This is a genomic window from Microbulbifer guangxiensis (assembly GCF_021729075.1).
Classification (GTDB): domain Bacteria; phylum Pseudomonadota; class Gammaproteobacteria; order Pseudomonadales; family Cellvibrionaceae; genus Microbulbifer; species Microbulbifer guangxiensis.
On the sequence record NZ_JAJSAQ010000004.1, the window covers coordinates 156,819 to 177,175 of the forward strand.

18 protein-coding genes are annotated in these 20,357 nt (G+C 56.6%); 13 read left to right on the top strand and 5 right to left on the bottom strand.

The features are described from left to right. Positions 1-15: 15 nt before the first annotated feature. The 8 genes from LVD12_RS10270 to LVD12_RS10305 all read left to right on the top strand — a co-directional run bounded on the left by LVD12_RS10270 (position 16) and on the right by LVD12_RS10305 (position 8,956). Positions 16-2,175, top strand: coding sequence for a 3-hydroxyacyl-CoA dehydrogenase NAD-binding domain-containing protein (locus tag LVD12_RS10270; protein WP_237067619.1), 2,160 nt, complete (start codon positions 16-18; stop codon positions 2,173-2,175). A gap of 59 nt (positions 2,176-2,234) precedes the next feature. Continuing rightward, entirely contained in the window at positions 2,235-3,383 is a 1,149-nt protein-coding gene (locus tag LVD12_RS10275) for an acyl-CoA dehydrogenase family protein (protein WP_237067620.1), read from the top strand. Between the two features lie 32 nt (positions 3,384-3,415). Further along, positions 3,416-4,612, top strand: a complete 1,197-nt coding sequence (locus tag LVD12_RS10280) for a CaiB/BaiF CoA transferase family protein (protein ID WP_237067621.1) — start codon at positions 3,416-3,418, stop codon at positions 4,610-4,612. Positions 4,613-4,640: 28 nt separating this feature from the next. Continuing rightward, entirely contained in the window at positions 4,641-4,820 is a 180-nt protein-coding gene (locus LVD12_RS10285; RefSeq protein WP_237067622.1) for a DUF2256 domain-containing protein, read from the top strand. Then, a complete protein-coding gene (locus LVD12_RS10290) occupies positions 4,817-6,127 on the top strand; it encodes a DASH family cryptochrome (RefSeq protein ID WP_237067623.1) in 1,311 nt (436 codons plus the stop codon). The genes LVD12_RS10285 and LVD12_RS10290 overlap by 4 nt, the downstream gene beginning before the upstream one ends. Positions 6,128-6,145: 18 nt before the next feature. Then, positions 6,146-7,681, top strand: coding sequence for a cryptochrome/photolyase family protein (locus LVD12_RS10295; RefSeq protein ID WP_237067624.1), 1,536 nt, complete (start codon positions 6,146-6,148; stop codon positions 7,679-7,681). 157 nt (positions 7,682-7,838) lie between these two features. After that, on the top strand, positions 7,839-8,558 hold the full coding sequence (locus LVD12_RS10300) for a polyamine aminopropyltransferase (protein WP_237067625.1): 720 nt from the start codon (positions 7,839-7,841) through the stop codon (positions 8,556-8,558). Between the two features lie 149 nt (positions 8,559-8,707). Next, positions 8,708-8,956: a VF530 family protein gene (locus LVD12_RS10305; RefSeq protein ID WP_255771836.1), complete on the top strand. Its 249-nt coding sequence runs from the start codon at positions 8,708-8,710 to the stop codon at positions 8,954-8,956. Between the two features lie 159 nt (positions 8,957-9,115). On the opposite strand, the gene LVD12_RS10310 is transcribed toward LVD12_RS10305, so the two are convergent. From LVD12_RS10310 to LVD12_RS10320, 3 genes are all read right to left on the bottom strand, one after another. Then, on the bottom strand, positions 9,116-9,982 hold the full coding sequence (locus LVD12_RS10310) for a J domain-containing protein (RefSeq protein WP_237067626.1): 867 nt from the start codon (positions 9,980-9,982) through the stop codon (positions 9,116-9,118). Continuing rightward, the gene (locus tag LVD12_RS10315) at positions 9,982-11,670 is read right to left on the bottom strand and encodes an Hsp70 family protein (RefSeq protein WP_237067627.1); all 1,689 of its coding nucleotides are present in this window, start codon (positions 11,668-11,670) and stop codon (positions 9,982-9,984) included. Before LVD12_RS10315 ends, LVD12_RS10310 begins: the two co-directional genes overlap by 1 nt. Positions 11,671-12,189: 519 nt before the next feature. Beyond that, complete coding sequence (locus LVD12_RS10320) at positions 12,190-13,962, bottom strand: ABC transporter transmembrane domain-containing protein (protein ID WP_237067628.1); 1,773 nt, start codon at positions 13,960-13,962, stop codon at positions 12,190-12,192. 459 nt (positions 13,963-14,421) lie between these two features. On the opposite strand from LVD12_RS10320, the gene LVD12_RS10325 reads away from it, so the two are divergent. The 4 genes from LVD12_RS10325 (at position 14,422) to LVD12_RS10340 (ending at position 17,628) form a co-directional block, all read left to right on the top strand. Beyond that, complete coding sequence (locus tag LVD12_RS10325; RefSeq protein ID WP_237067629.1) at positions 14,422-14,781, top strand: hypothetical protein; 360 nt, start codon at positions 14,422-14,424, stop codon at positions 14,779-14,781. 402 nt (positions 14,782-15,183) lie between these two features. After that, positions 15,184-16,149 (top strand): linear amide C-N hydrolase, encoded by a 966-nt coding sequence (locus LVD12_RS10330; protein ID WP_255771837.1) that lies wholly within the window; start codon positions 15,184-15,186, stop codon positions 16,147-16,149. Positions 16,150-16,642: 493 nt separating this feature from the next. Beyond that, positions 16,643-17,104: a GFA family protein gene (locus LVD12_RS10335; RefSeq protein WP_369413381.1), complete on the top strand. Its 462-nt coding sequence runs from the start codon at positions 16,643-16,645 to the stop codon at positions 17,102-17,104. A gap of 53 nt (positions 17,105-17,157) precedes the next feature. Beyond that, positions 17,158-17,628 carry a DUF6942 family protein gene (locus tag LVD12_RS10340; RefSeq protein ID WP_237067631.1) on the top strand — a complete coding sequence of 157 codons (471 nt, stop codon included), beginning with the start codon at positions 17,158-17,160 and terminating at the stop codon, positions 17,626-17,628. Positions 17,629-17,661: 33 nt separating this feature from the next. Here the strand turns inward: LVD12_RS10340 and LVD12_RS10345 are convergent, their stop codons facing one another. Then, positions 17,662-18,078 carry a VOC family protein gene (locus tag LVD12_RS10345; RefSeq protein WP_237067632.1) on the bottom strand — a complete coding sequence of 139 codons (417 nt, stop codon included), beginning with the start codon at positions 18,076-18,078 and terminating at the stop codon, positions 17,662-17,664. A gap of 140 nt (positions 18,079-18,218) precedes the next feature. On the opposite strand from LVD12_RS10345, the gene LVD12_RS10350 reads away from it, so the two are divergent. Further along, complete coding sequence (locus LVD12_RS10350; RefSeq protein ID WP_237067633.1) at positions 18,219-19,424, top strand: APC family permease; 1,206 nt, start codon at positions 18,219-18,221, stop codon at positions 19,422-19,424. Between the two features lie 16 nt (positions 19,425-19,440). Here the strand turns inward: LVD12_RS10350 and gst are convergent, their stop codons facing one another. Further along, a complete protein-coding gene (gene gst / locus LVD12_RS10355) occupies positions 19,441-20,136 on the bottom strand; it encodes a glutathione transferase, Atu5508 family (RefSeq protein ID WP_237067635.1) in 696 nt (231 codons plus the stop codon). Between the last annotated feature and the right edge of the window lie 221 nt (positions 20,137-20,357).

Sequence of the window (20,357 nt, forward strand, 5' to 3'; positions counted from 1 at the left end):
GCGGGGGACAACAACATGAAATCCATTCGAATCGAAAAAGACAGCGACAACATCGTCCACCTGGTGCTCGACAACCCGAACGCTTCGGCCAATGTAATGGATGGTGACTTCACAGCTTCATTGAATGAGGCAGTCAGGCAACTGCAGGGTGAGGACTATCGCGGCATTATCCTGCGCTCGGCCAAATCTACCTTTTTCGCCGGCGGCGACCTGAATGGCCTCTACGAAGCCAGGCGCGAGGATGCCGAGGAATTTTTCCGTGAATGCGAGGCACTGAAGGCTGACCTGCGCTGGCTGGAAACCCAGGGCAAACCGGTCGTAGGCGCCATCAATGGCGCCGCTCTCGGCGGCGGCTGGGAGTTGGCACTGAGCTGCCACCACCGCATCGCCCTCGACGACCGCAAGGTGAAAATCGGTCTGCCGGAAGTCACCCTGGGGCTGTTGCCCGGCGGTGGTGGCTGTGTGCGCATGCCGCGGCTGCTCGGCCTGCAGAATGCGCTGCCCTACCTGCTGGAAGGCAAGCAGGTCAGTCCACAACAGGCCCTCGACGCCGGCCTGGTGCAGCAACTAGCATCCAGCCCTGCTGAGCTGCTGGAGCACGCCCGTGCCTTTGTGCTGGCCAATAGCAGGGGGGACGAGCCAATCCTGCAGCCCTGGGACCAACCGGGCTACCGAATGCCCGGCGGCGATCCGCGCAATCCGAAAAACGCCCAGCTGCTGGCTGCGGCCCCGGCCATGCTGGTGCAGAAAACCAAAGGCTGTTTCCCGGCCCCGGAGGCGATCCTGTGCGCGGCGGTGGAAGGAGCGCAGGTGGACTTCGAGACGGCCACCCGCATCGAATCGCGCTACTTCGTCGAACTGGCCTGCGGCCAGGTAGCGAAGAACATGATCGGCACTTTCTGGTTCGGCCTCAACGCCATCAAGGCCGGAGCCTCACTGCCGGCGTCTGTGCGCAAGATGAAGGCGGACCCGGTGAAAAAAATCGGCGTCCTCGGTGCGGGAATGATGGGGGCCGGTATTGCCTACGCCTGCGCCAGCAAGGGTGTCGAGGCAGTCCTCAAGGACGTCTCCATGGAGGCGGCAGAGAAGGGCAAAGCCTACACACAGAAATCCCTGCAGAAGCGACTCGAGCGCGGGCGCACGGACCAGTCGCGGATGGACGCGATCCTGAGTCGCATTCACCCCACCGATAACACCTCGGATCTGGATGGCTGTGAGCTGGTGATCGAGGCGGTCTTCGAGGATCGCCAGCTAAAGGCAAAGGTCACCGCGGAAACCGAAGCCATCCTGGCTGACAGCGCATTGTTCGCCTCCAATACATCCACCCTGCCCATCACCGGGCTGGCCCAGGCTTCAAAAAGACCAGCGCAATTTATCGGCCTGCACTTCTTCTCCCCGGCTGAGAAGATGCCGCTGGTGGAAATCATCTGCGGTGAACAGACCAGCGAGGAAACCCTCGCCCGCGCTTACGCGTTCGTGTTGCAGATCGGCAAAACCCCGATCGTAGTCAACGACAGTCGCGGGTTCTTCACTTCGCGGGTATTCGGCTGCTTCACCAATGAGGGCATCGCCATGCTCGGTGAGGGTGTGAAACCTGCCACCATCGAGAACGCTGCCGCCCGGGCGGGCTTCCCGGTGGGGCCGTTGGCGGTAAGCGACGAAGTGTCCCTGACCCTGATGAGCAAGATTCGCCAGCAGACCATCGCGGATCTCGGGTCCGAAGGCAAGAGCCCACCGTCCCACCCCGCTGACCGGATCATCGACCATATGCTGGAGCTGGGCCGCGCCGGCAAGGCGGCGGGAGGTGGCTTCTACAGCTACCCTGATGCCGGCGCCAAACACCTGTGGAAAGGCCTGGCAAAGGAATTTCCGCAGACTGAGCAGCCACCGTTCGAGGATGTGCGCGAACGACTGCTGTTCGCCATGGCGGTGGAAACCATTCGCTGCTACGAGGAAGGGGTCCTGCGCAGCGTGCGCGAGGCCAATATTGGCTCAATTTTCGGCATCGGCTTCCCCCCCTGGACCGGCGGTGCACTGCAGTATGTCAACCAGTACGGGCCGGCAACATTTGCCCAACGGGCACGGGAACTGGCCAGGCGCTACGGCGAGCGTTTCAGCCCGCCGTCGCTGCTGCGACAGCTGGAGGAATCCGGCCAGCCACTGACCGACGAATAAACAGAAAGCGGATAACCCAGACGGGCCGGATTGACGGCCCCGCAACGTGGAGAACAGCGATGATCCCGAGAACCGTCTTCAATGAGGAGCACGAGCAGTTCCGCGACTCCGTACGCAAGTTCCTGGAAAAAGAGGTCGCCCCCCATCACGCCCAGTGGGAGAAGGAAGGGCAGGTGGATCGCGCCCTGTGGAACAAGGCCGGCGAAATGGGCTTCCTGTGCCCGCAGGCACCGGAGGCCTATGGCGGACTGGAACTGGACTTCGGCTACAACGCCATTGTCGACGAGGAAATCGGCCGCACCGGTTTTACGGGTATCGGCTGGGGCCTGCACTCGGATATCGCCGTGCCTTATATCGTCAATTACGGCACTGATGAACAAAAAGACAAATACCTGCGCCGCTGTATCAGTGGCGAGATCGTCACCGCCATCGCCATGACTGAACCCGGTGCCGGTTCCGACCTGCAGGGTGTGCGCACCACCGCCGTGCGCGATGGCGGCGATTATATCCTCAACGGCTCCAAGACCTTCATCACCAACGGCCAACACGCAGACCTGGTGATCGTGGTGGCCAAGACCGACCCGGCCGCGGGCGCCGCCGGCACCAGCCTGCTGCTGGTGGAGGCCGACAGCCCCGGCTTCAAGAAGGGCACCAACCTGGACAAGGTGGGCATGAAGGCCCAGGACACCTCCGAGCTGTTCTTCGACGACGTACGGGTGCCCGCAGGGAACCTGCTCGGCGCCGAGGGCCAGGGATTCATCTACCTGATGCAGGAGTTGCCCCAGGAGCGTCTCAGCGTCGCCATCAGCGCCATCGCCAATGCCGAGGCGGCACTGGGCTGGACCGTGGATTATGTGAAGGAACGCAAAGCCTTCGGCCGTCCCGTCGCCAGCTTCCAGAACACCCAGTTCAAGCTGGCAGAGCTCGCCAGCGAATGCACCGCCATGCGCGTGTTCATCGACCGCTGCCTGGAGCTGCATTACGACAGGCAGCTGGACGTGGCCACCGCCGCCAAGGCAAAACTGCTGTCCACGGACTTCCAGTGTAAGTTGCTGGACGAATGCGTGCAGCTGCACGGGGGTTACGGTTACATGTGGGAATACCCCATCGCCCGCGCCTGGGCCGACGCTCGCGTTCAGCGGATCTATGCCGGCACCAACGAGATCATGAAGCTGATCATCTCGCGGGAAATGCTGAAGGACGGCTGATGCCCTGCACAGCCGCTGAACTGGAATAGACCATGCTGCCAGAATCCGGCCCGCTCGCGGGCCTCAGGATCCTCGATTTTTCCACCCTGCTGCCCGGCCCTTATGCCACCATGCTGCTGGCGGACATGGGCGCCGACGTGCTGCGGATCGAATCTCCCCAGCGCCCGGATATGCTGCGCGCTCTGCCACCCTATGTCGGCAGTGGTAGTGGAGCCGTGTCCGCTGCCCACGCCACCATTAACCGCAACAAGCGCTCCCTGGCCCTGAACCTGAAAGATCCGCGCGCCGGTGACCTCGTGCGGCGCCTGCTGGCCGAGTACGACATCATCGTCGAGCAGTTCCGCCCCGGGGTAATGGACAAGCTCGGACTCGGCTACGAAACACTGCGCGAAACCCGCCCCGACATCATCTATTGCTCCATCACCGGCTACGGCCAGAACGGCCCGCTGCAGCAGCGTGCCGGCCATGACATCAACTACCTGGCCCTTTCCGGTCTGGCCAGCTATTCCGGCCGCGCAGGCAGCGGCCCCAGCCTGTCCGGCACCCAGGTTGCTGACATCGCCGGTGGCTCCCACCATGCGGTGATGGGCATCCTCGCCGCGGTCTACCAGCGCCATGCCAGTGGCAAGGGCAGCCACCTCGATATCAGCATGACTGACTGTGCCTTCGCCCTGAATGCGATCAGCGGCGCCAATGCGCTGGCCGGTGGCGACCTCCCGGGGCTGGAGCACGAACTGCTGAACGGTGGCAGCTACTATGATTACTATCGCACTGCGGACGGCCGCTACCTGTCTGTCGGCAGCCTGGAACCCGAATTTGCAATGCATTTTTTTGCAGGGATTGGCAAACCCCAGTGGGCCGAGCGCCTGACGAATGATGAGCCGCCCGGCATGTTGAAAGCGGATATCGCCGCCGTCATCGCGAGTCGGCCCCTGGAGACATGGCTGCATATCTTCGCAAAGGAGGATGCCTGCATTGAGCCGGTGCTGAACTTTGCGGAGGCCGCTGAAAGCGCTCTGCTGCGGCAGCGGCAGATGCTGTGCAACACAGAGCTCACCGGTGGCGAATCCGTGCAGCAGATCAATACGCCATTCGTCTTCGATCGGCAAAAGCCCGACCATCACCGGCCCGGAGCCGGGCTGGGAGAGCATTCCCGTGAAGTGCTGGCGGAGCTGGGCCTGGAGGAGAGCGAAATCGAGGTACTGCAGGCTGCCCAGGTGATTGCCTGACTCCCGAAACACCAACCGACACCAGCCCATGGCCCACCGCAAAGTGCACCTTCCCCATAAGATCTGCCCGGTGTGCGGGCGGGAATTCAGCTGGCGCAAGAAATGGGAACGCGACTGGGCCTCGGTGATCTATTGCAGCGAACGCTGTCGCCGACAGGGACGGAAGGCCAGGCAGGAGCCGACACAGGCGGGGGAGCATGATTCATGAATCTGGTCTGGTTCCGCAACGACCTGCGCAGTGTTGATAACAATTCCCTGGCAAAAGCCAGCCAGAGCCACGGCCCCGTAATAGCCCTGTACTGCTTTGATCCCCGCCATTTTGAAAAGGACCACTATGGCTTCGTACGCACGGAAAAATACCGTGCACGCTTCCTGATTGAGAGCATTCAGACACTCAGCCAACAGCTGGCCCAGTTGAATATCCCTCTGCTGCTGTACCGTGAACAACCGGAAGTCATACTGCCAAAGCTTGTCGCGACACTCGGAATCGAAAACATCTACCTACAGCGCGAATGGACACGGGACGAAGAGCAGGTGCTGCACAATGTTCGCAGAGCCCCGGGGATGAAGACCGTCGACTTCCATCAGGCAATGGACCAGTTCCTCGTGCACCCGGACGATCTGCCCTTTACCGTTCCAAATGACATTCCCCCTGTATTTACCAACTTCCGCAAGCGAGTGGAAAAGGATTTTCAGGTTCGCAAGCCACTTCCGCCACCACTGCCGCAGGCAGCGGAAAACATTGCCGCTGCAGAGGGCGCACCAGCCACTGATCCGATTCCGACACTCCCGGACCTCGGACTGCAGGAATTCACCACTGACCCGCGCTCTGCATTTCCCTTCAGCGGCGGCGAGCGGGCGGCACAGGGTCGTATCGATCACTACTTCTGGCGGACAGAAAACCTGAGGGATTACAAGCAGACCCGTAACGGCCTATTGGGCACCGAATACAGCTCCAAGCTCTCACCGTGGCTCGCCAACGGCAGCCTGTCTGCACGGCAAGTGTACTGGCAGGTCAAGGAGTTCGAGCGTCAGGTGGTTGCCAACGAGGATACCTACTGGCTGGTGTTTGAGCTTCTGTGGAGAGATTTTTTCAAGTATGTCTCCCTCAAGCATGGTGACCGTATCTTCCAGCTGGGCGGCATCCTGCAGAAAGACTACGAGTGGCAGTATGCCCCCGTAGAACTGCAGCGCTGGATAGACGGCGAAACGGAGTACGACTTCGTCAACGCCAATATGCGCGAGATCGCCGCAACCGGCTGGATGAGCAACCGCGGCCGACAGAACGTCGCCAGCTATTTTGCCCGCGAACGACAACAGGACTGGCGTATCGGCGCCGCCTATTTCGAGAGCCTGCTGCTGGATTACGACACACACAGCAACTACGGCAACTGGATGTATAACAGCGGCGTCGGCAACGACCCGCGAGACCGGCGCTTCAATATCGACAGCCAGGCAGAGCGCTACGATCCGGATCATGCCTTCCGCACTCTGTGGCTCAGCGACAAGGGATAACTCCCCACACGGAAAACCATGAAAACACTGAGATTGATTCTTGGCGACCAGCTCAATCACAAGCACAGCTGGTACAAAAACGATGATGCGGACACCCTGTATTTCGTTGTCGAGATGCGCCAGGAAACCGACTACACCAGACACCACATACAGAAAGTGGTGGCCTTTTTTGAGGCCATGGAAGCGTTTGTCGACTGGCTGAGGGACCAGGGCAAAAAGGTGGTCTATTACAAACTCGACGGCAAGAATAATACCCAGAAGCTGGGCACTAACATCGCAGCCCTGATTGAGGATCGCGGGATCGACAAATTCGAGTACCAGCTCCCGGACGAATACCGCCTCGATGAACAGCTCAGGCAACTGGCCGACGATCTCAGCGTAGAGACTGAGGCGTTCGATACCGAACACTTCCTCACCGGTCGCGACGAGCTAAAGGAATTCTTCGAGGGCAAGAAGTCCCTGCTGATGGAGAGCTTCTACCGGCATATGCGCAGGAAGCACGATGTCCTGATGCACAAGAACGGTAAACCAGAGGGAGGCAAATGGAACTACGACCAGAGCAACCGCAAGAAATGGAAAGGAAAACCGGATATCCCCCATGAAAAGGGCTTCCGCAAGGATGTGCGCAAGACGGTCAAACGCATTCAGGATGCCGGCGTGAAGACCATCGGTAAGATCGACCCGCTGAACTTCAACTGGCCCACCACCCGATCAGACTCCCTGAAGGTGCTGCGCTACTTCTGCGACCATCTGCTGGTCCACTTTGGGGACTACCAGGATGCCATGGACCCGGAGGAGGTCTACCTGTTTCACAGTCGCCTCAGCTTTGCCATGAACAGCAAGCTACTACAACCGCTGGAAGTGATCGATACGGTGATCGAGCACTGGGAAGCCAACAAGGGAGACATCGAGATCAGCCAGGTCGAAGGATTCGTACGGCAGATCCTGGGCTGGCGGGAGTACATGCGTGGTATCTACTGGAAAGAGATGCCCGGCTATCGCCGCTGCAACCGGCTGGATAACCAGCGCAACCTGCCTGACTTCTACTGGAGCGGCGACACGCAGATGAACTGCCTGCATCATGCCATCCGAAACAGCCTGGACCACGCCTATGCCCACCATATCCAGCGGCTGATGATCACAGGCAATTTCGCCCTGCTGCTGGGCGTACACCCCGATCAGGTGGATGCCTGGTACCTGGGCATCTATATCGATGCCATCGAATGGGTAGAAATGCCAAACACTCGTGGCATGAGCCAGTTCGCCGATGGCGGACTGGTGGCTACCAAGCCCTATGTCAGCAGCGGCAGCTACATCCACAAGATGAGCAATTACTGCGAGGGCTGCCGTTACCGCGTTACAGAGAAAACCGGCGAAGACGCCTGCCCCTTCAACAGTCTGTACTGGAACTTCCTTGCCGAGAAACGAGAATATTTTGAGGGCAACCAGCGCATGGCAATGATGCTGAGCACCCTCGACAAGATGGATAGCGACCAACTGGCAGCACTGCAAAGTCATGCACGAGAGATCCTTCGCAGCCCGGATCGCTATTAGTTATCCAGACCTGGCGGCTTCACCCGCACACAGGTCACAGTCGTTCCGGTACCGCATTACTCCCCGTCGGCTGCAGGATTTGATGCCAATTTTCGCAGAATGCAGTCCTGTTCAGGTAGGATGACTACCCCAGGAACCACATCAGGATGCATTGAACGTGCCCAGCCTCTTTAAAGAAATTGACAGCCAGCAGTCCCCACTGGGAGAGATCTCGCTACGCCGGCGACGGATCCCTGCACTTGGGGACAGGGACATTTATGAGGTCAAGCTGGGCGAAGAGTTCCTGATGTCCAGCATGTTTGTCGATGCTGAGGAAGCGCTATCGACCCTTGGCCTGGCTGCCGCGCGCGGTGACGGCCTGAGTGTCGTCGTCGGCGGTCTGGGCCTCGGTTATACTGCAGTAGCCGCATTGCAGGACCCAAGGGTCAAGGAGCTGCTGATCGTGGAAGCCCTTGAAACCGTTATCGGCTGGCACAGGGATGAGCTGGTACCATTGGGAAAAACTCTCAATGCAGACAACCGCAGTCGCTATATCCTCGGCAGCTTTTTCGATATGGCTACAGCGCCGACAACCGGCTTTGACCCTAACAATCCCGGCAGGAAACTTGATGCAATCCTGCTCGATATCGACCATTCTCCGAGCGAATACCTGCACGATGACAATGCCGATTTCTACACCACCAGCAATCTGGCGCTCATGGCAGAGCAGCTCAAACCCAACGGCGTCTTCGCCATGTGGTCACAGAACCTGCCAGATGCTGGCTTTGAGAACGTATTGAAAACCGTTTTCACGTCCGTCACCTCCCATGTGGTTTCTTTCTACAACCCATTTCTGAATGGCGAATCGACAAATTCGGTCTATGTCTGCGTCAAATAACGTGAGCTCGTCTCTTTTGCCCTGATGTTTCCAGCAAGTAGTGCCAGGAGTAATGGACGAGTCAGCACCCTGAATTTTCGGCTTCAGCTACACGCCCATAGAAGCCTATACTGGGGATACATTCCGCTAGCTGATGCGCTCTCCCTGTCATGCAACAAAGTCAGCCCAACAACCCCCTGCACGGGATCAAACTCGCCACCATGGTCGAGAGGCTGGAGCAATACTATGGCTGGGACGGTCTGGCTCAGCGGATCGACATCAACTGCTTCAAGAATGATCCATCTCTGAAGTCAAGCCTGAAGTTTTTGCGCAGGACACCATGGGCCCGGAGCAAGGTGGAAGATCTCTACCTGACGACATTCACGCAGAAAAATCCATGGAAAACTAATCATGACTAGCCCCACCCACTCATGCTCTACAGTCGCCAATTCAAAGACTGGAGTCACCTGTTGCACTCGGCCCTTACTTTCCTGGTAACAGGGACCGGTTTTCCTTTCAGCGTCAATAAAATACCAATCCAGGGCACGCCCAAGAACAGCAAATCAATGCACAAATGATTAATATTTTTTCAGTAATACTGTTAGAAATTGAACGATAGCGACGAGCATAAATACGTAGATAAATATTCCACCGCCATTGACTGCCATCATCACCACACCCAGAATCACTGTAGATGCGATTACACCAAACAAAACAGCCTTCACAATACGCGCCCAAACGGGCAATGCATCATCCTCAGCAGGTGCTCGAATTTTGCCACCCCTGACACCGTGAAGGCTTTCCGCCTGGGCACTGGGATTGCTCCCTTCCGAAGGAAGCTCCAAAGCACACCATTCCACCAGGGTTACCTGGGGGTAGTCCCCATGCTCACTCCCAATAAAATTGAGGTAACGATCCAGGCACCACATCACGTCTTCACCGATCTTCCGGGAGGGATCAAGTTCCAGAGCATGGTTGTACTGGCCGATCGCTGAAAAAATTTCCCCTGTTAATCGATATCGGAAATCTGTATCGAGCAGCCGATCACAATTCACCAGGAAATCCCAGTGCATAACGTTTGCTGGATCGGGGCCTGAGAGTATCCGATGCAAATGACACAGGATATTTTGCAGCTCATCATCCTCTCGAGACTCGTCACTGATCGCCCCCCCGGAAAAGAACTCTTCGGCCAGGCTTTCAACGTAATGACCCTGACCATTACAGGCTTTCCCATTAAGAGCGACCTCAGCCGGCTCCGCCCCAAATTCAGCCGATGTTTGTGGATCCCGCAGTGAAGCCATTGCCAGTTCGTAGGCTTCATTGTATTGCTGGAACTCTTTCGGGTATTCGTCAGGACGATACTGCTTGATAAGCTTGGCGTAGGCTTTTCTGATGAGAGCGCGATCACTGCCTTCCGGGATACCCAACACAGACCAGCAGTTCATTAGTGCCACTCTTCCAGGTCGAATTCTTCAATTCTACGCGCCATGACTTTGCGTGCCTTGGCAATGATGATTTCGTCCTGTGTGCTCAGGGCGCCCTCAAAAGCCGCAATGATATCACCGACGTTTTTCCGATCGTCACCCAGCAGAGATTCGTACAATCGCTCCGCTCTCGCCAGCAGCACCCGGTTTACCTCCTGATCGCGAGGATGGAACTTGAGCCTGCTGAGGCGGTCCAGTGATTTCCTGAACTCTTCTTCGCTCAGGTCCATTGGTGAGTTTTTGATTACCCTGTTGTATCTCTTCCCGGTACTGTTGACTACCACATCCACGTCCAGAATTCCGTTCATATCGTAACTGAATCGGACGTCGATAGACTCCTCATGCGCCTTGTTTGCGGGAACTTTTACGTCAAGACTTCCCAGCAGAACGTTTTTCGAGAGATTACGACTCTCTCCCTGGAAGATTTTCACGGTAATTTCAGTCTGCGAGTCCTGAACTGTACCAAAGCGCTCTACGCGACTCACGGGTACAGTGGTGTTACGCTCGATAATCGGGCAAAACACCTCAACATACCTTGATTCGACAAATTCAACCGCCTGAATACCAAGAGTAAAAGGGCAGACATCTGTCAGAACCAGATCATCAAGGGCAGCATCTTTCTCTATCAGCCCCGCTTGTACTGCTGCACCCCTGACAATGGCAAAATCAGGATCTATGGTGGTCGCCGGCAAGCGCCGGAAGAGCTTGCCAACGGCAGATCGCACTGCTGCGAGTCTCGTGGAGCCTCCGACCAGGATCACCTCATCGACCTCCTGGACCGAGATTCCTGCATCGCGGATTGCATTCTCGATCGGCTTCTGCACGCGCAGCAGCAGGGGCAGGACCAGTTGATTGAACCATTCTCCATCCACTGTCAGAGCCTGCTCTTCGCCTGCGACAGTAAATGTTAATTGCTGAGGCTCACCACCAATCCTTCGTTTCGCCGTCTCCATTTTCATGTGTAGCTTATGGCGCTCGTTACGAGTCAGTAAGGTTCGATCGCAACCCGTCGACTTCAATGCTGCCTCAACCATCTCGTTCACAAAATCTTCGCCACCCAGATAATTATCGCCGGCACTGGCATGGACCTGCATCACACCCTCAAAGAACTCAAGCAGGGTGACATCCAGTGTGCCTCCCCCCAGGTCCACGATTACAAACAACCCCTCTTTTTGCTCGTGCAGTCCATAAGCCATGGCTGCCGCGGTTGGCTCATTGATGATGCGGCGTACTTCAAGACCCGCCATCTCCCCAGCGCGCTTGGTTGCATGACGCTGATTATCATTGAAGTAGGCAGGCACGCTAATAACTGCTTCGGTCACCGGTTCGCCAAGGAACTGTTCCGCATCTTCCTTCAAGGATTTCAGTACCAGTGAGGACAACTCGGGGGCCGAGAGTTTTAGGGAACCAATTTCAATTCGGTGACTGGTACCCATCAACCGCTTGAAGACAGAAACGGTCTGTTCAGGGTGGGTGATGAGACGCTGCTTGGCAGCCTGCCCAACGAGAATGTCCCCGTCTTGATCCACGCCGATAACCGATGGCGTAAGCAGCTCCCCGATACGGTTCGGTATCACTTTTACTTCCGAACCACGCCAGACGGCACAGGCGCTGTTGGTGGTACCGAGGTCAATAGCAAGAACGGTCATGTCTGCCCTTCAATTTTTATAATGACGGGAATGTACGCTGCGGCATCAAACTCAACTGCTCCAGCAGCCTGATAATATAGCCTGCGAATCCAGAAAAGGTCGCACCAATCTTGCTGTTGGCACGTCAATCCACGAGCTGTGCATCCAAACTTCGCATTACCATGAATATTCCCAGCCCTGAATTTTAGTAACAGGGATTAACCACTGTGGATGTCACATCATGACAATCATCGAGCCGACATTTGCAGGGATTTTCCTGGAGAAACTGACACTGCCCTTTGAAGCGGGCCGAAACTGCGACAGGCAGTTAACCGAGATCTGAGCCAGAGGACCCAGAGAGTAAAAGTCCCTCGCAGCCCTGAATGAGGACCGAACCCAATCAACAAGGGAGTGAAGATGCCCTAGTCGCCACAGGCAGGCTTTAAAACCATGGTGCCTATCTTCAGTACTTGGAGAGCGCTATCTGAGCTCTCAATACCTCTCTCTGGTTGTACCTCTGGCTTCCGAGTTGTCCGCACGTTAATCGATAGCGTTTTTCTGGCGATCAGTCTGGAATTGTAAGTCAGCTAACCGTTTATAAAGAGGTGAAGCCTGCAGGAGTTCCTCATGTCCACCCTGAGCCACCAGCTCTCCCCGATCCAGCACGGCGATACTGTCTGCGTGCAGGATCGTCGCCAATCGGTGGGCGATGATGATCGTGGTACGGCCTTTCATCACTGTCTTTAGCGCTTGCTGCACGTGATATTCACTCTCGGCATCCAGCGCACTGGTGGCTTCGTCCAGCAACAGAATTTTGGGGTCTTTCAGAATGGCACGCGCAATAGCGAGGCGCTGCTTCTGGCCACCGGACAGGCGGGTGCCCTGTTCTCCCAGGTGACTGTCGTAGCCGTCCGGTAATTGCTGGATAAATTCATGGGCATGGGCGGCCCTGGCTGCCGCGATCACTTCCTCATCGGTGGCATCCGGCCTGCCGTAACGGATGTTGTACCAGACATCGGCAGTAAACAGCGCCGGTTGCTGCGGCACAACTGCCAGTTGCCGGCGCAGGGTTCCGGTATCTATTTCACGGATATCCACACCATCCAGTGTGATACGCCCGCTCTGGGGGTCGTAGAAGCGCTGCAAGAGCTCCAGCAGCGTAGACTTGCCCGCACCAGAGGGGCCGACCAGGGCCAGGCTCTTGCCCGCCTCCACAACCAGGCTGAGCCCCCGGACTGCGGCCTGATCAGGTCGCGAGGGATAGCTGAACACCACTGCCTCGAAGGCGACTTCGGCTTCGGCATCCCGGAGCGTCTTTTCCGATACCGGCTCACCCGCGCTCATGGGGATGTCCGCCTCCACATTCAGCAGATCCACCAGCCGCTCGGTGGCGCCGGTCGCCCTCTGCAGCTCACTGTAGACCTCCGAGATCGTCGCCACAGCGGAGCCCATCAGCATGGCGTAGAACACGAACGCGGCCAGGTCACCGGCGCTCATGCGCCCGGCAATCATATCGTTACCCCCAATCCACAACAGGCCGCTGACAGCGCCGAACATCAGCAGGATAACCGTGGCAATCAGCAGGGAGCGCTGGCGGATACGTCGCCGGGCCACCTGGAATGCGGTTTCCACCTCGCGTCCGAATGCCTGCTTTTCATGATCCTCGCGGGTATAGCTCTGCACGGTCTTGATGTGCTGGATGATCTCACCGGCGTAACTGCCCACGTCAGCAATCGAGTCCTGGCTGGCCCGGGCCAACCTGCGGACCCGGCGGCCATAGAGGACGATAGGCAACAGGACCAGCGGCACCCCCACCAGTACCATCAGGCTCAACTTGAGGTTGGTAAACAAAAGCAGTATCAGGGCACCGAGAAACATCAATGCACTGCGAAGCGCCATGGAGAAGGAGGTGCCAATGATATGTTGTAGCAGGGTGGTGTCGGTGGTGAGACGGGACATGATCTCACCACTGCGGTTGGTCTCGAAGTAACTCGGGTGCAGGGTCACGATATGGTCGAAGACGGCCTTGCGCAGATCCGCCACCACTCGCTCCCCCAACCAGGACACCAGGTAGTGGCGCGCATAGGTGCCCACCGCCATCAGCAGAGCCAGAACCATCAGCACCAGTACGGCATTCCCCAGCGCGGCACTTGAACCCGCCATGAAGCCCTGATCGACCAGAATTCTGATCCCCTGCCCGATGGACAGGGTGATGCCCGCCGTAAATACCAGTGCCAGGCCTGCCCAGAGAATAGTGCTCCTATAAGGGCGCACAAACCCCCATAGCACGACTGCCATGGCACTGGTACTCATTCTCTCGGAGGCCCCGGAATTTGTATTATTCAGATCCTGACCGGTGTCAGGTTCATCAAGATTCGGCATGGAAGACAACTTTTAGATGAGCCAGATGGACGTCGCTAAAACATAGTAACGGCCAAAAAAGCGGAAAGATATCAGCAAGGACGCCCACCCCGGCAGATGTCCTCATTACAGTGTCTCTAAAAGGCAGGATTTTCTCCCGCATGGTGTCATTGAAAAAACCGCAGGGCTGTCAGGCCAAACAGAAAATTTTCTGCCAAACCGCATATTACAAGATAACAAAACGGCCATACCTACTAGAGTTTCTTTATCGTTGATTTCAATAGCAAAGTAAAAGAACCTATGCCCTGCGTCTGCCCGCACTCCTGCAAGCAATCATCTGCCACCACGTGGAAATACTCACTACTGGCCGCTTTGCTGCTTCCGATACTATCCATAGACGCGAAGTCAGAGGTGCCAGACTGGGAGTTCTATATAGCACCATATGTATGGGGCCTGGGAATTGATGGTGATATTTCCCACCCTCCTTTTCGATTTGAGGCAGATACGAGCTTCAGCGATCTCTGGTCTGACCTCAATTGGGGAGGCATGGGCACCCTTGAAGCAAAGAAGGGAAGATTCGGTTTTTTGTTGGACGGACTATATGTAGACCTTACCGACGATATAATTTTGAAAAACCTTCCCCTACCTTTTCCTGTTGACATTGATATCAACAACAAATCGTCGACTGCACTTGTGGTCGGAAAATATAGAGCAGTTGACGATAGCAGAGTTTTTTCGAGATACTCGCTGGATACCGCTACTGGTCTATAGAGACGGATATAGACATCAATGTAACCATTGAAGAGCTTGACGTCTCGCGAGGTGCCAACTGGCATGATGGGCAACTTGGAGTGCGCGGCCACGTAAACCTTACTGAGCATTTTTATATAGAGGGGATGGCACTTACCGGAATACGCTCTGACCGTACTACCGATGTTGCAGTTTTTGCCGGCTACCGGATAAACCCATGTTCAGCGATCATCGCCGGATATCGCCACATCCAAATTGACTACAAAGATTCTGATTACACCTTCGACGCCACACTCCATGGGCCGGCAATTGGATTCAGTTACAAGTTCTAGTCACCGGCCCGAAAATGAAAATCATGATTAAAGTCGGTTCACTCCAGATTGAGCTGACACGATTTCTACCAGAGATAAGCTGGAAAATGCTATGTGCACAAGAACACTATGGCTAAACAGTGGACAGGGACCTATAGCGGGGCGAAATATGGATTGGGCCCAGAGCCTGGACACCAATCTCTGGGCTCTCCCATCCGGAGCAGACCGTACCGGTATTGATAAAGATCCGAACCCACTTACCTGGAAATCCAGGTATGCCAGCCTTGTAGCGACCGCCTATGATCTTGCGACCGTGGACGGCCTTAACGAGAAAGGATTGGCAGCACATATCCTTTGGCTCACAGAGTCAGCCTACGGAGACAGGGACACATCCCAACCGGGGTTATCCATCTCCCTATGGGCTCAATATTACCTGGACCAATTCAAAAGCGTTAAGGAATGCGTAGACCATACCAGGGAGAAACCCATTCAGGTGCGACCGCAGGGTGACCCTGTATCGGGTCGATGGTCAACAGTGCACTTGGCACTGAGCGATGATTCCGGAGACTCAGCCATCATCGAATACATCGATGGAGTAGCAAACATTCACCACAGCAGCAATTACACAGTAATGACCAACTCCCCTCCCTTCGATCAACAGCTCGAGCACCTGAGAAAATATCAAGGTTTTGGTGGTGATCTACCCCTGCCGGGAACAACAGAAGCAGCAGATCGCTTTGTCAGAGCCAGCTACTATTTATCAAAATTACCACAAGTTGATTCTCCCAGGCAGGCGTATGCAGCCTTACTCAGTGTGATGCGCAATGCGGCACAGCCATTCGGCGTCGCCGACCCTGCGAGACCTCACATTTCGATGACCATCTGGCGCACCCTGATCGACCTCAAGCGCAGAATTTATGCGTTTGAATCCTCCTTCAGCCCCGATATCGTTTGGGTTCAGCTAAACAAAGTTGATCTTGAAAAATGCCAGAAGCTAGACCTTAGCCAGGAGGGCTTGGTTGGCGATATGAGCGGCAAGTTTGTGGAAACAAGGCCTTTTGATTTTATGTCTGCCTAGTGATGCCACCATACAAGATTGCTACTTGATTTACTTTTGGTACTTTTACGCTTAATCACAAGCTGAACTGACATCGGCATGAGAATTTTTCCTGCTTTTTGCGTAATACCTAAATGCAGCCTTTAGCCAGCCCTGCCTAAACGCCAAGATACCGCTCGATAAACCGCTTCCACTGGAATTTACGACCAGTAAACAGGTCAACCCTGGGCATCGATGCACCAGTATGCTCCGCGCGCCCTGTTTCTCAGCATCCTCAGCTTGAACTCATTGGTTATGGACGCTCAGGAAAACCTGGTGCCAGAACAAGTAATGGAGTGCCTCTCACGGCGACAATGGGATATGCTCTTCCGATATCCATTCAGTTCTGTTCCAGCACTCAGGGGGATCGAGCTGAGCTTGCAATAACTGATCCTTACCGCCTGCGGAGTGCAATGCAGATCAGGCAAAGCCACCCGATGACTTAACCCGGGAAACGCCCGGGAGGAGAGTAATTGTGAAGCCACTGCTCGGCGGCTGTGCCTGTCGCGAGGTACGGTATGAGTGTAAGGAAAAGCCCCTGGTTCAGTTTATCTGCCACTGTCGCGACTGCCAGCACACCAGTGGCGGCGCGTTTATGGCGTTTGTCTTCGTCCCAAGGGACAGGCTCACTTACCTTTCCGGCAGTCTGCATCATCATGACGTGAGGGCCGAGAGCGGACGCGAGTTGCGGCGCCAATTCTGCAGCGCGTGCGGGTCACCCATATCGGCCTTTTGGCCCGGGGCCCCGATGGTAGAGCTGCTGACCGTGGCCAGCCTCGACGACCAGAGTATCTTCACCCCCACCCATGAGTTGTGGATGTCCCGCGCTGAGGCCTGGCACCCCGTCCATCCAGATACTGTAAAGTTAGCCGAGGGGCCTGATGAAGAGCTGGTACGCGGGCCTGTTCGCACTTACTTCGCTACGCGCCAAGCCTAGTGCCAGACTGCGCCCGGAGTTGTCTGGATTTCCTGTGTTCGAAGAGACGATAGATGGCTTCCATTGATTTTCTGGGTGCCGCGAAGCCGCGGCTGGTTCTATACCTGCCCCACCGCCCCAACCAGCTGGCTGAACTGGTCGGGGCACCCACCAGTCGGGAACTGATAGACGCCAATTCCAACCATTGGCGCAAGATTGTGACGCTACTGGCCAAGGTGGCGAGCCCAACTGCGGATGAATGGCGGCGCTTCCGTGATGAACAGCTACTCCGGCAGACAGCCCTCTGTTTCGAGCCGCGCCTGATAGACAGTGACTGCTGGCACTGGATCGGCGGCAAGGACAACCTGCAGCGCTTTGGCAGCATGAGGCATTCAGCGCAACCGCTGGCCGATTGCTCCTGTGTCTCCATCGACCCGCAGAGACGCCTGTTGCTGACGCCCTATCCTGACTACCGGCAACTGAACAATACAGTGGTGAGCCACATCCGCAGGGCACTTGAAGATTGCGGTTTTTATCCGCCCTGAGACATCGCAATCCCACCCTAGCCAGACACAGGTTTACCGGAACATCAGTTCGGGGTTCACCATCGATTTCATCTCGAGAATGTTGCCGTTGGGATCTTCAATGAAGAAGGTCTCCTGCTCGTACTCGTTGCCGACAAAACGACGATAGGGTCTGTCGAGATACTCCAGACCGGCAGCTTCGATACGCGCCTTCAGGGCCTGCAACTCTTCATCTGGCAGGTGGATGCCGAAGTGCGGGACCGCCACTGCGCCCATATCCACTTCGTGACGCACGTTCGGCAGTTTCTCTTCGCTCTGGTGCAGGGTGAGCTCATTGCCCCAGAAGTTGATATCCACCCAGCGCCCCTCTTCACCATTTCCTGCTTTGCAGCCCAGAACGTCGCAATAGAAGGCCCTGGCTTTTTTCAGGTCTCCGGCGGGAATTGCCAGATGCAGGCAGTTGGATTTCATAGCAGCTCCAGTGACATACACTCCTTGAGACTAGCCAGATTCTCCAAAGCGTGCGAAGCAGCGCTGATGCGTGACAGGTCAAAAGCACCACCGCAAGAACAGACCCCCACGCTGCACCAATTCCGGTCTCGAGGAACCCCGTGCCAGAACCCGCCCGCCTCAAGCGATCACTCTCGCTGCCTGTCATCAGTTTTTACGGCATCGGTACGATTATCGGTGCCGGCATCTATGTACTGATCGGGAAGGTTGGTTCAGAGGCGGGGTTGGCACTGCCTTATGCGTTTCTGCTTGCCGGTTTGATCGCTGCATTTACTGCGCTTTCCTACGCCGAGCTGTCATCGCGCTTCCCGATCAGCGCCGGTTCCGCCGCCTATATCTGGAAAGCGTGGCGCCGGCGCTGGCCGGCACAACTCGTCGGCGCCCTGGTCGCCCTGACCGGAATCGTGTCCGCGGCCACCATCGCCAATGGTTTTACCGGCTACCTCAACCTGTTTTTGCAGGTTCCCGACGCCGTCGCCATCACACTGCTGATCGCGCTGCTGACCCTGATTGCCCTTTGGGGCATCACCGAGTCAGCATTGACCGTCATGCTGGTGACCCTGATTGAGGTGGGCGGCCTGTTATTTGTCATTTTTGCCAGTGGTGGGGCGCCTGCCGTTACTGACTGGCGGGAGTTTTTCGCACCGCCCCAGTGGAGCGCGCTGCCGGGGCTGGTGTCGGGGAGCTTTCTGGCGTTTTATGCCTTTATTGGCTTTGAGGACATGGTCAATACCGCCGAGGAAGTGAAGAATCCCCGCAAGGTCCTGCCGCGGGCAATACTGCTTGCCATCACCATCTCCACCCTGCTCTATATGAGTGTGGCTGCCCTGGCGGTACGCACGGTGCCTGTCGGCATGCTGGCCGCCAGTGAGGCTCCGCTGGCGGCCGTGGTCAGCAATGCCGGCCATTCGCCGGCATTTATCGGCGTTATCAGCCTGCTGGCGGTCGTGAACGGTGCTCTGGTGCAGATCATCATGGCATCACGGCTGCTGTATGGCATGGCGACGAAGCAGATGGCGCCGCGGATCTTTGCCCGGGTCAATGCGAGGACCCGTACGCCAGTCGTGGCCACCCTTCTGATTGGCATACTGATCCTGGCGTTCGCACTCTGGCTGCCTCTCACGCTGCTGGCGCAGATCACCAGCTTTGTCATGCTGCTGGTGTTCACACTGGTGAACGGGGCATTACTGACCATCAAATTTCGCGGTGATCGCACCGAACATGATGAGATCCGTTATCCGCTGTGGGTTCCTGTTGCAGGCGTCCTCTCCTGCCTGGCACTGATGGGGTTTGCACTGGCTGGTTGAGGAAAGCCACGTGGTGCTAACCGATCATCTTGCGCAGGGAGCGCTCGATCTGTCCGCCACAGTAGCCCCTGCCATACTCCTGCCGCTGTTTCTCCAGCAAGGATTGAATGGTGGGGCGGGCCTCGACTCTCTGGCAGAGGTCGGCGACATGGGGTGCATGCTCGCGCAGATCGCTTTCCAGCTGCGGAAAAGAGTACACAAGGGTTCCGAACAGTGCCGCGGTAGCGATATCAGCGACCGAAATACTACTGCCCAACAGAAAACCCCTCTGCCCTTTCAGACCATGGCTGAGGCCTGTTTTCTCAAACACCTGCATCCAGTCGGGCAGCCGGCCGAAGCGAAAACCCTCCCAGTCACTTCTTTCCCACATCACCTGGCCATTGCAATTGCTGATCTCGATCAGGAGGTCGTTGCAGTCCAGTATCGTTTTCAGGGCCAGGGTATGGGTTTCTGCCCGCTTCGGTAAGTAGTCGTACTTACGCCCCAGGTGCATGAGCGCCGCGGGCATCTGCGCAAAGTAGGTCTTTGTCTTGCACTCATACAGATAGGGCGGCGCCATACCCGGGTTATGGATCTTCAGGCTGCGCTCGGGATAGATCTCGCTGGCATCGCGGCGCTGGTAGTGCGCCCCGACGTCTTCCAGCATCAGCTGAATGAAATTTCCGCGAAAGGGCAAATCCCAGTAGTAGAGCTTGTAGTCCAGCTTGATCACCCAACGGTCAAATGAGGAGCTTCAATGGAAAACCAGTGGCAACAGACAGAGGAGCCTAGCAGACACAACCCGATCCCCCGGCAGCCCCGGTGACATGAGCAACCTGCGATCGCTACCCCTGATTTCCCGGAGAACAAACTGGCGCCAATCGCCCGGGTTTCGGTTCTCTGGCACGCCACTCACTCGCAACATCCATACGGCGACGATATATTCGGGCAGCA

What these genes read in the sequence shown, in the direction of transcription:
- LVD12_RS10285 (WP_237067622.1), top strand. Translation starts at nt 4,641, where the DNA reads ATGGCCCACCGCAAAGTGCACCTTCCCCATAAGATCTGCCCGGTGTGC.
- LVD12_RS10345 (WP_237067632.1), bottom strand. Translation starts at nt 18,078, where the DNA reads ATGAAATCCAACTGCCTGCATCTGGCAATTCCCGCCGGAGACCTGAAA.
- LVD12_RS10340 (WP_237067631.1), top strand. Translation starts at nt 17,158, where the DNA reads ATGGCTTCCATTGATTTTCTGGGTGCCGCGAAGCCGCGGCTGGTTCTA.
- LVD12_RS10270 (WP_237067619.1), top strand. Translation starts at nt 16, where the DNA reads ATGAAATCCATTCGAATCGAAAAAGACAGCGACAACATCGTCCACCTG.
- LVD12_RS10280 (WP_237067621.1), top strand. Translation starts at nt 3,416, where the DNA reads ATGCTGCCAGAATCCGGCCCGCTCGCGGGCCTCAGGATCCTCGATTTT.
- LVD12_RS10330 (WP_255771837.1), top strand. Translation starts at nt 15,184, where the DNA reads ATGTGCACAAGAACACTATGGCTAAACAGTGGACAGGGACCTATAGCG.
- LVD12_RS10275 (WP_237067620.1), top strand. Translation starts at nt 2,235, where the DNA reads ATGATCCCGAGAACCGTCTTCAATGAGGAGCACGAGCAGTTCCGCGAC.
- LVD12_RS10290 (WP_237067623.1), top strand. Translation starts at nt 4,817, where the DNA reads ATGAATCTGGTCTGGTTCCGCAACGACCTGCGCAGTGTTGATAACAAT.
- LVD12_RS10295 (WP_237067624.1), top strand. Translation starts at nt 6,146, where the DNA reads ATGAAAACACTGAGATTGATTCTTGGCGACCAGCTCAATCACAAGCAC.
- LVD12_RS10320 (WP_237067628.1), bottom strand. Translation starts at nt 13,962, where the DNA reads ATGAGTACCAGTGCCATGGCAGTCGTGCTATGGGGGTTTGTGCGCCCT.
- LVD12_RS10315 (WP_237067627.1), bottom strand. Translation starts at nt 11,670, where the DNA reads ATGACCGTTCTTGCTATTGACCTCGGTACCACCAACAGCGCCTGTGCC.
- LVD12_RS10310 (WP_237067626.1), bottom strand. Translation starts at nt 9,982, where the DNA reads ATGAACTGCTGGTCTGTGTTGGGTATCCCGGAAGGCAGTGATCGCGCT.
- LVD12_RS10305 (WP_255771836.1), top strand. Translation starts at nt 8,708, where the DNA reads ATGCAACAAAGTCAGCCCAACAACCCCCTGCACGGGATCAAACTCGCC.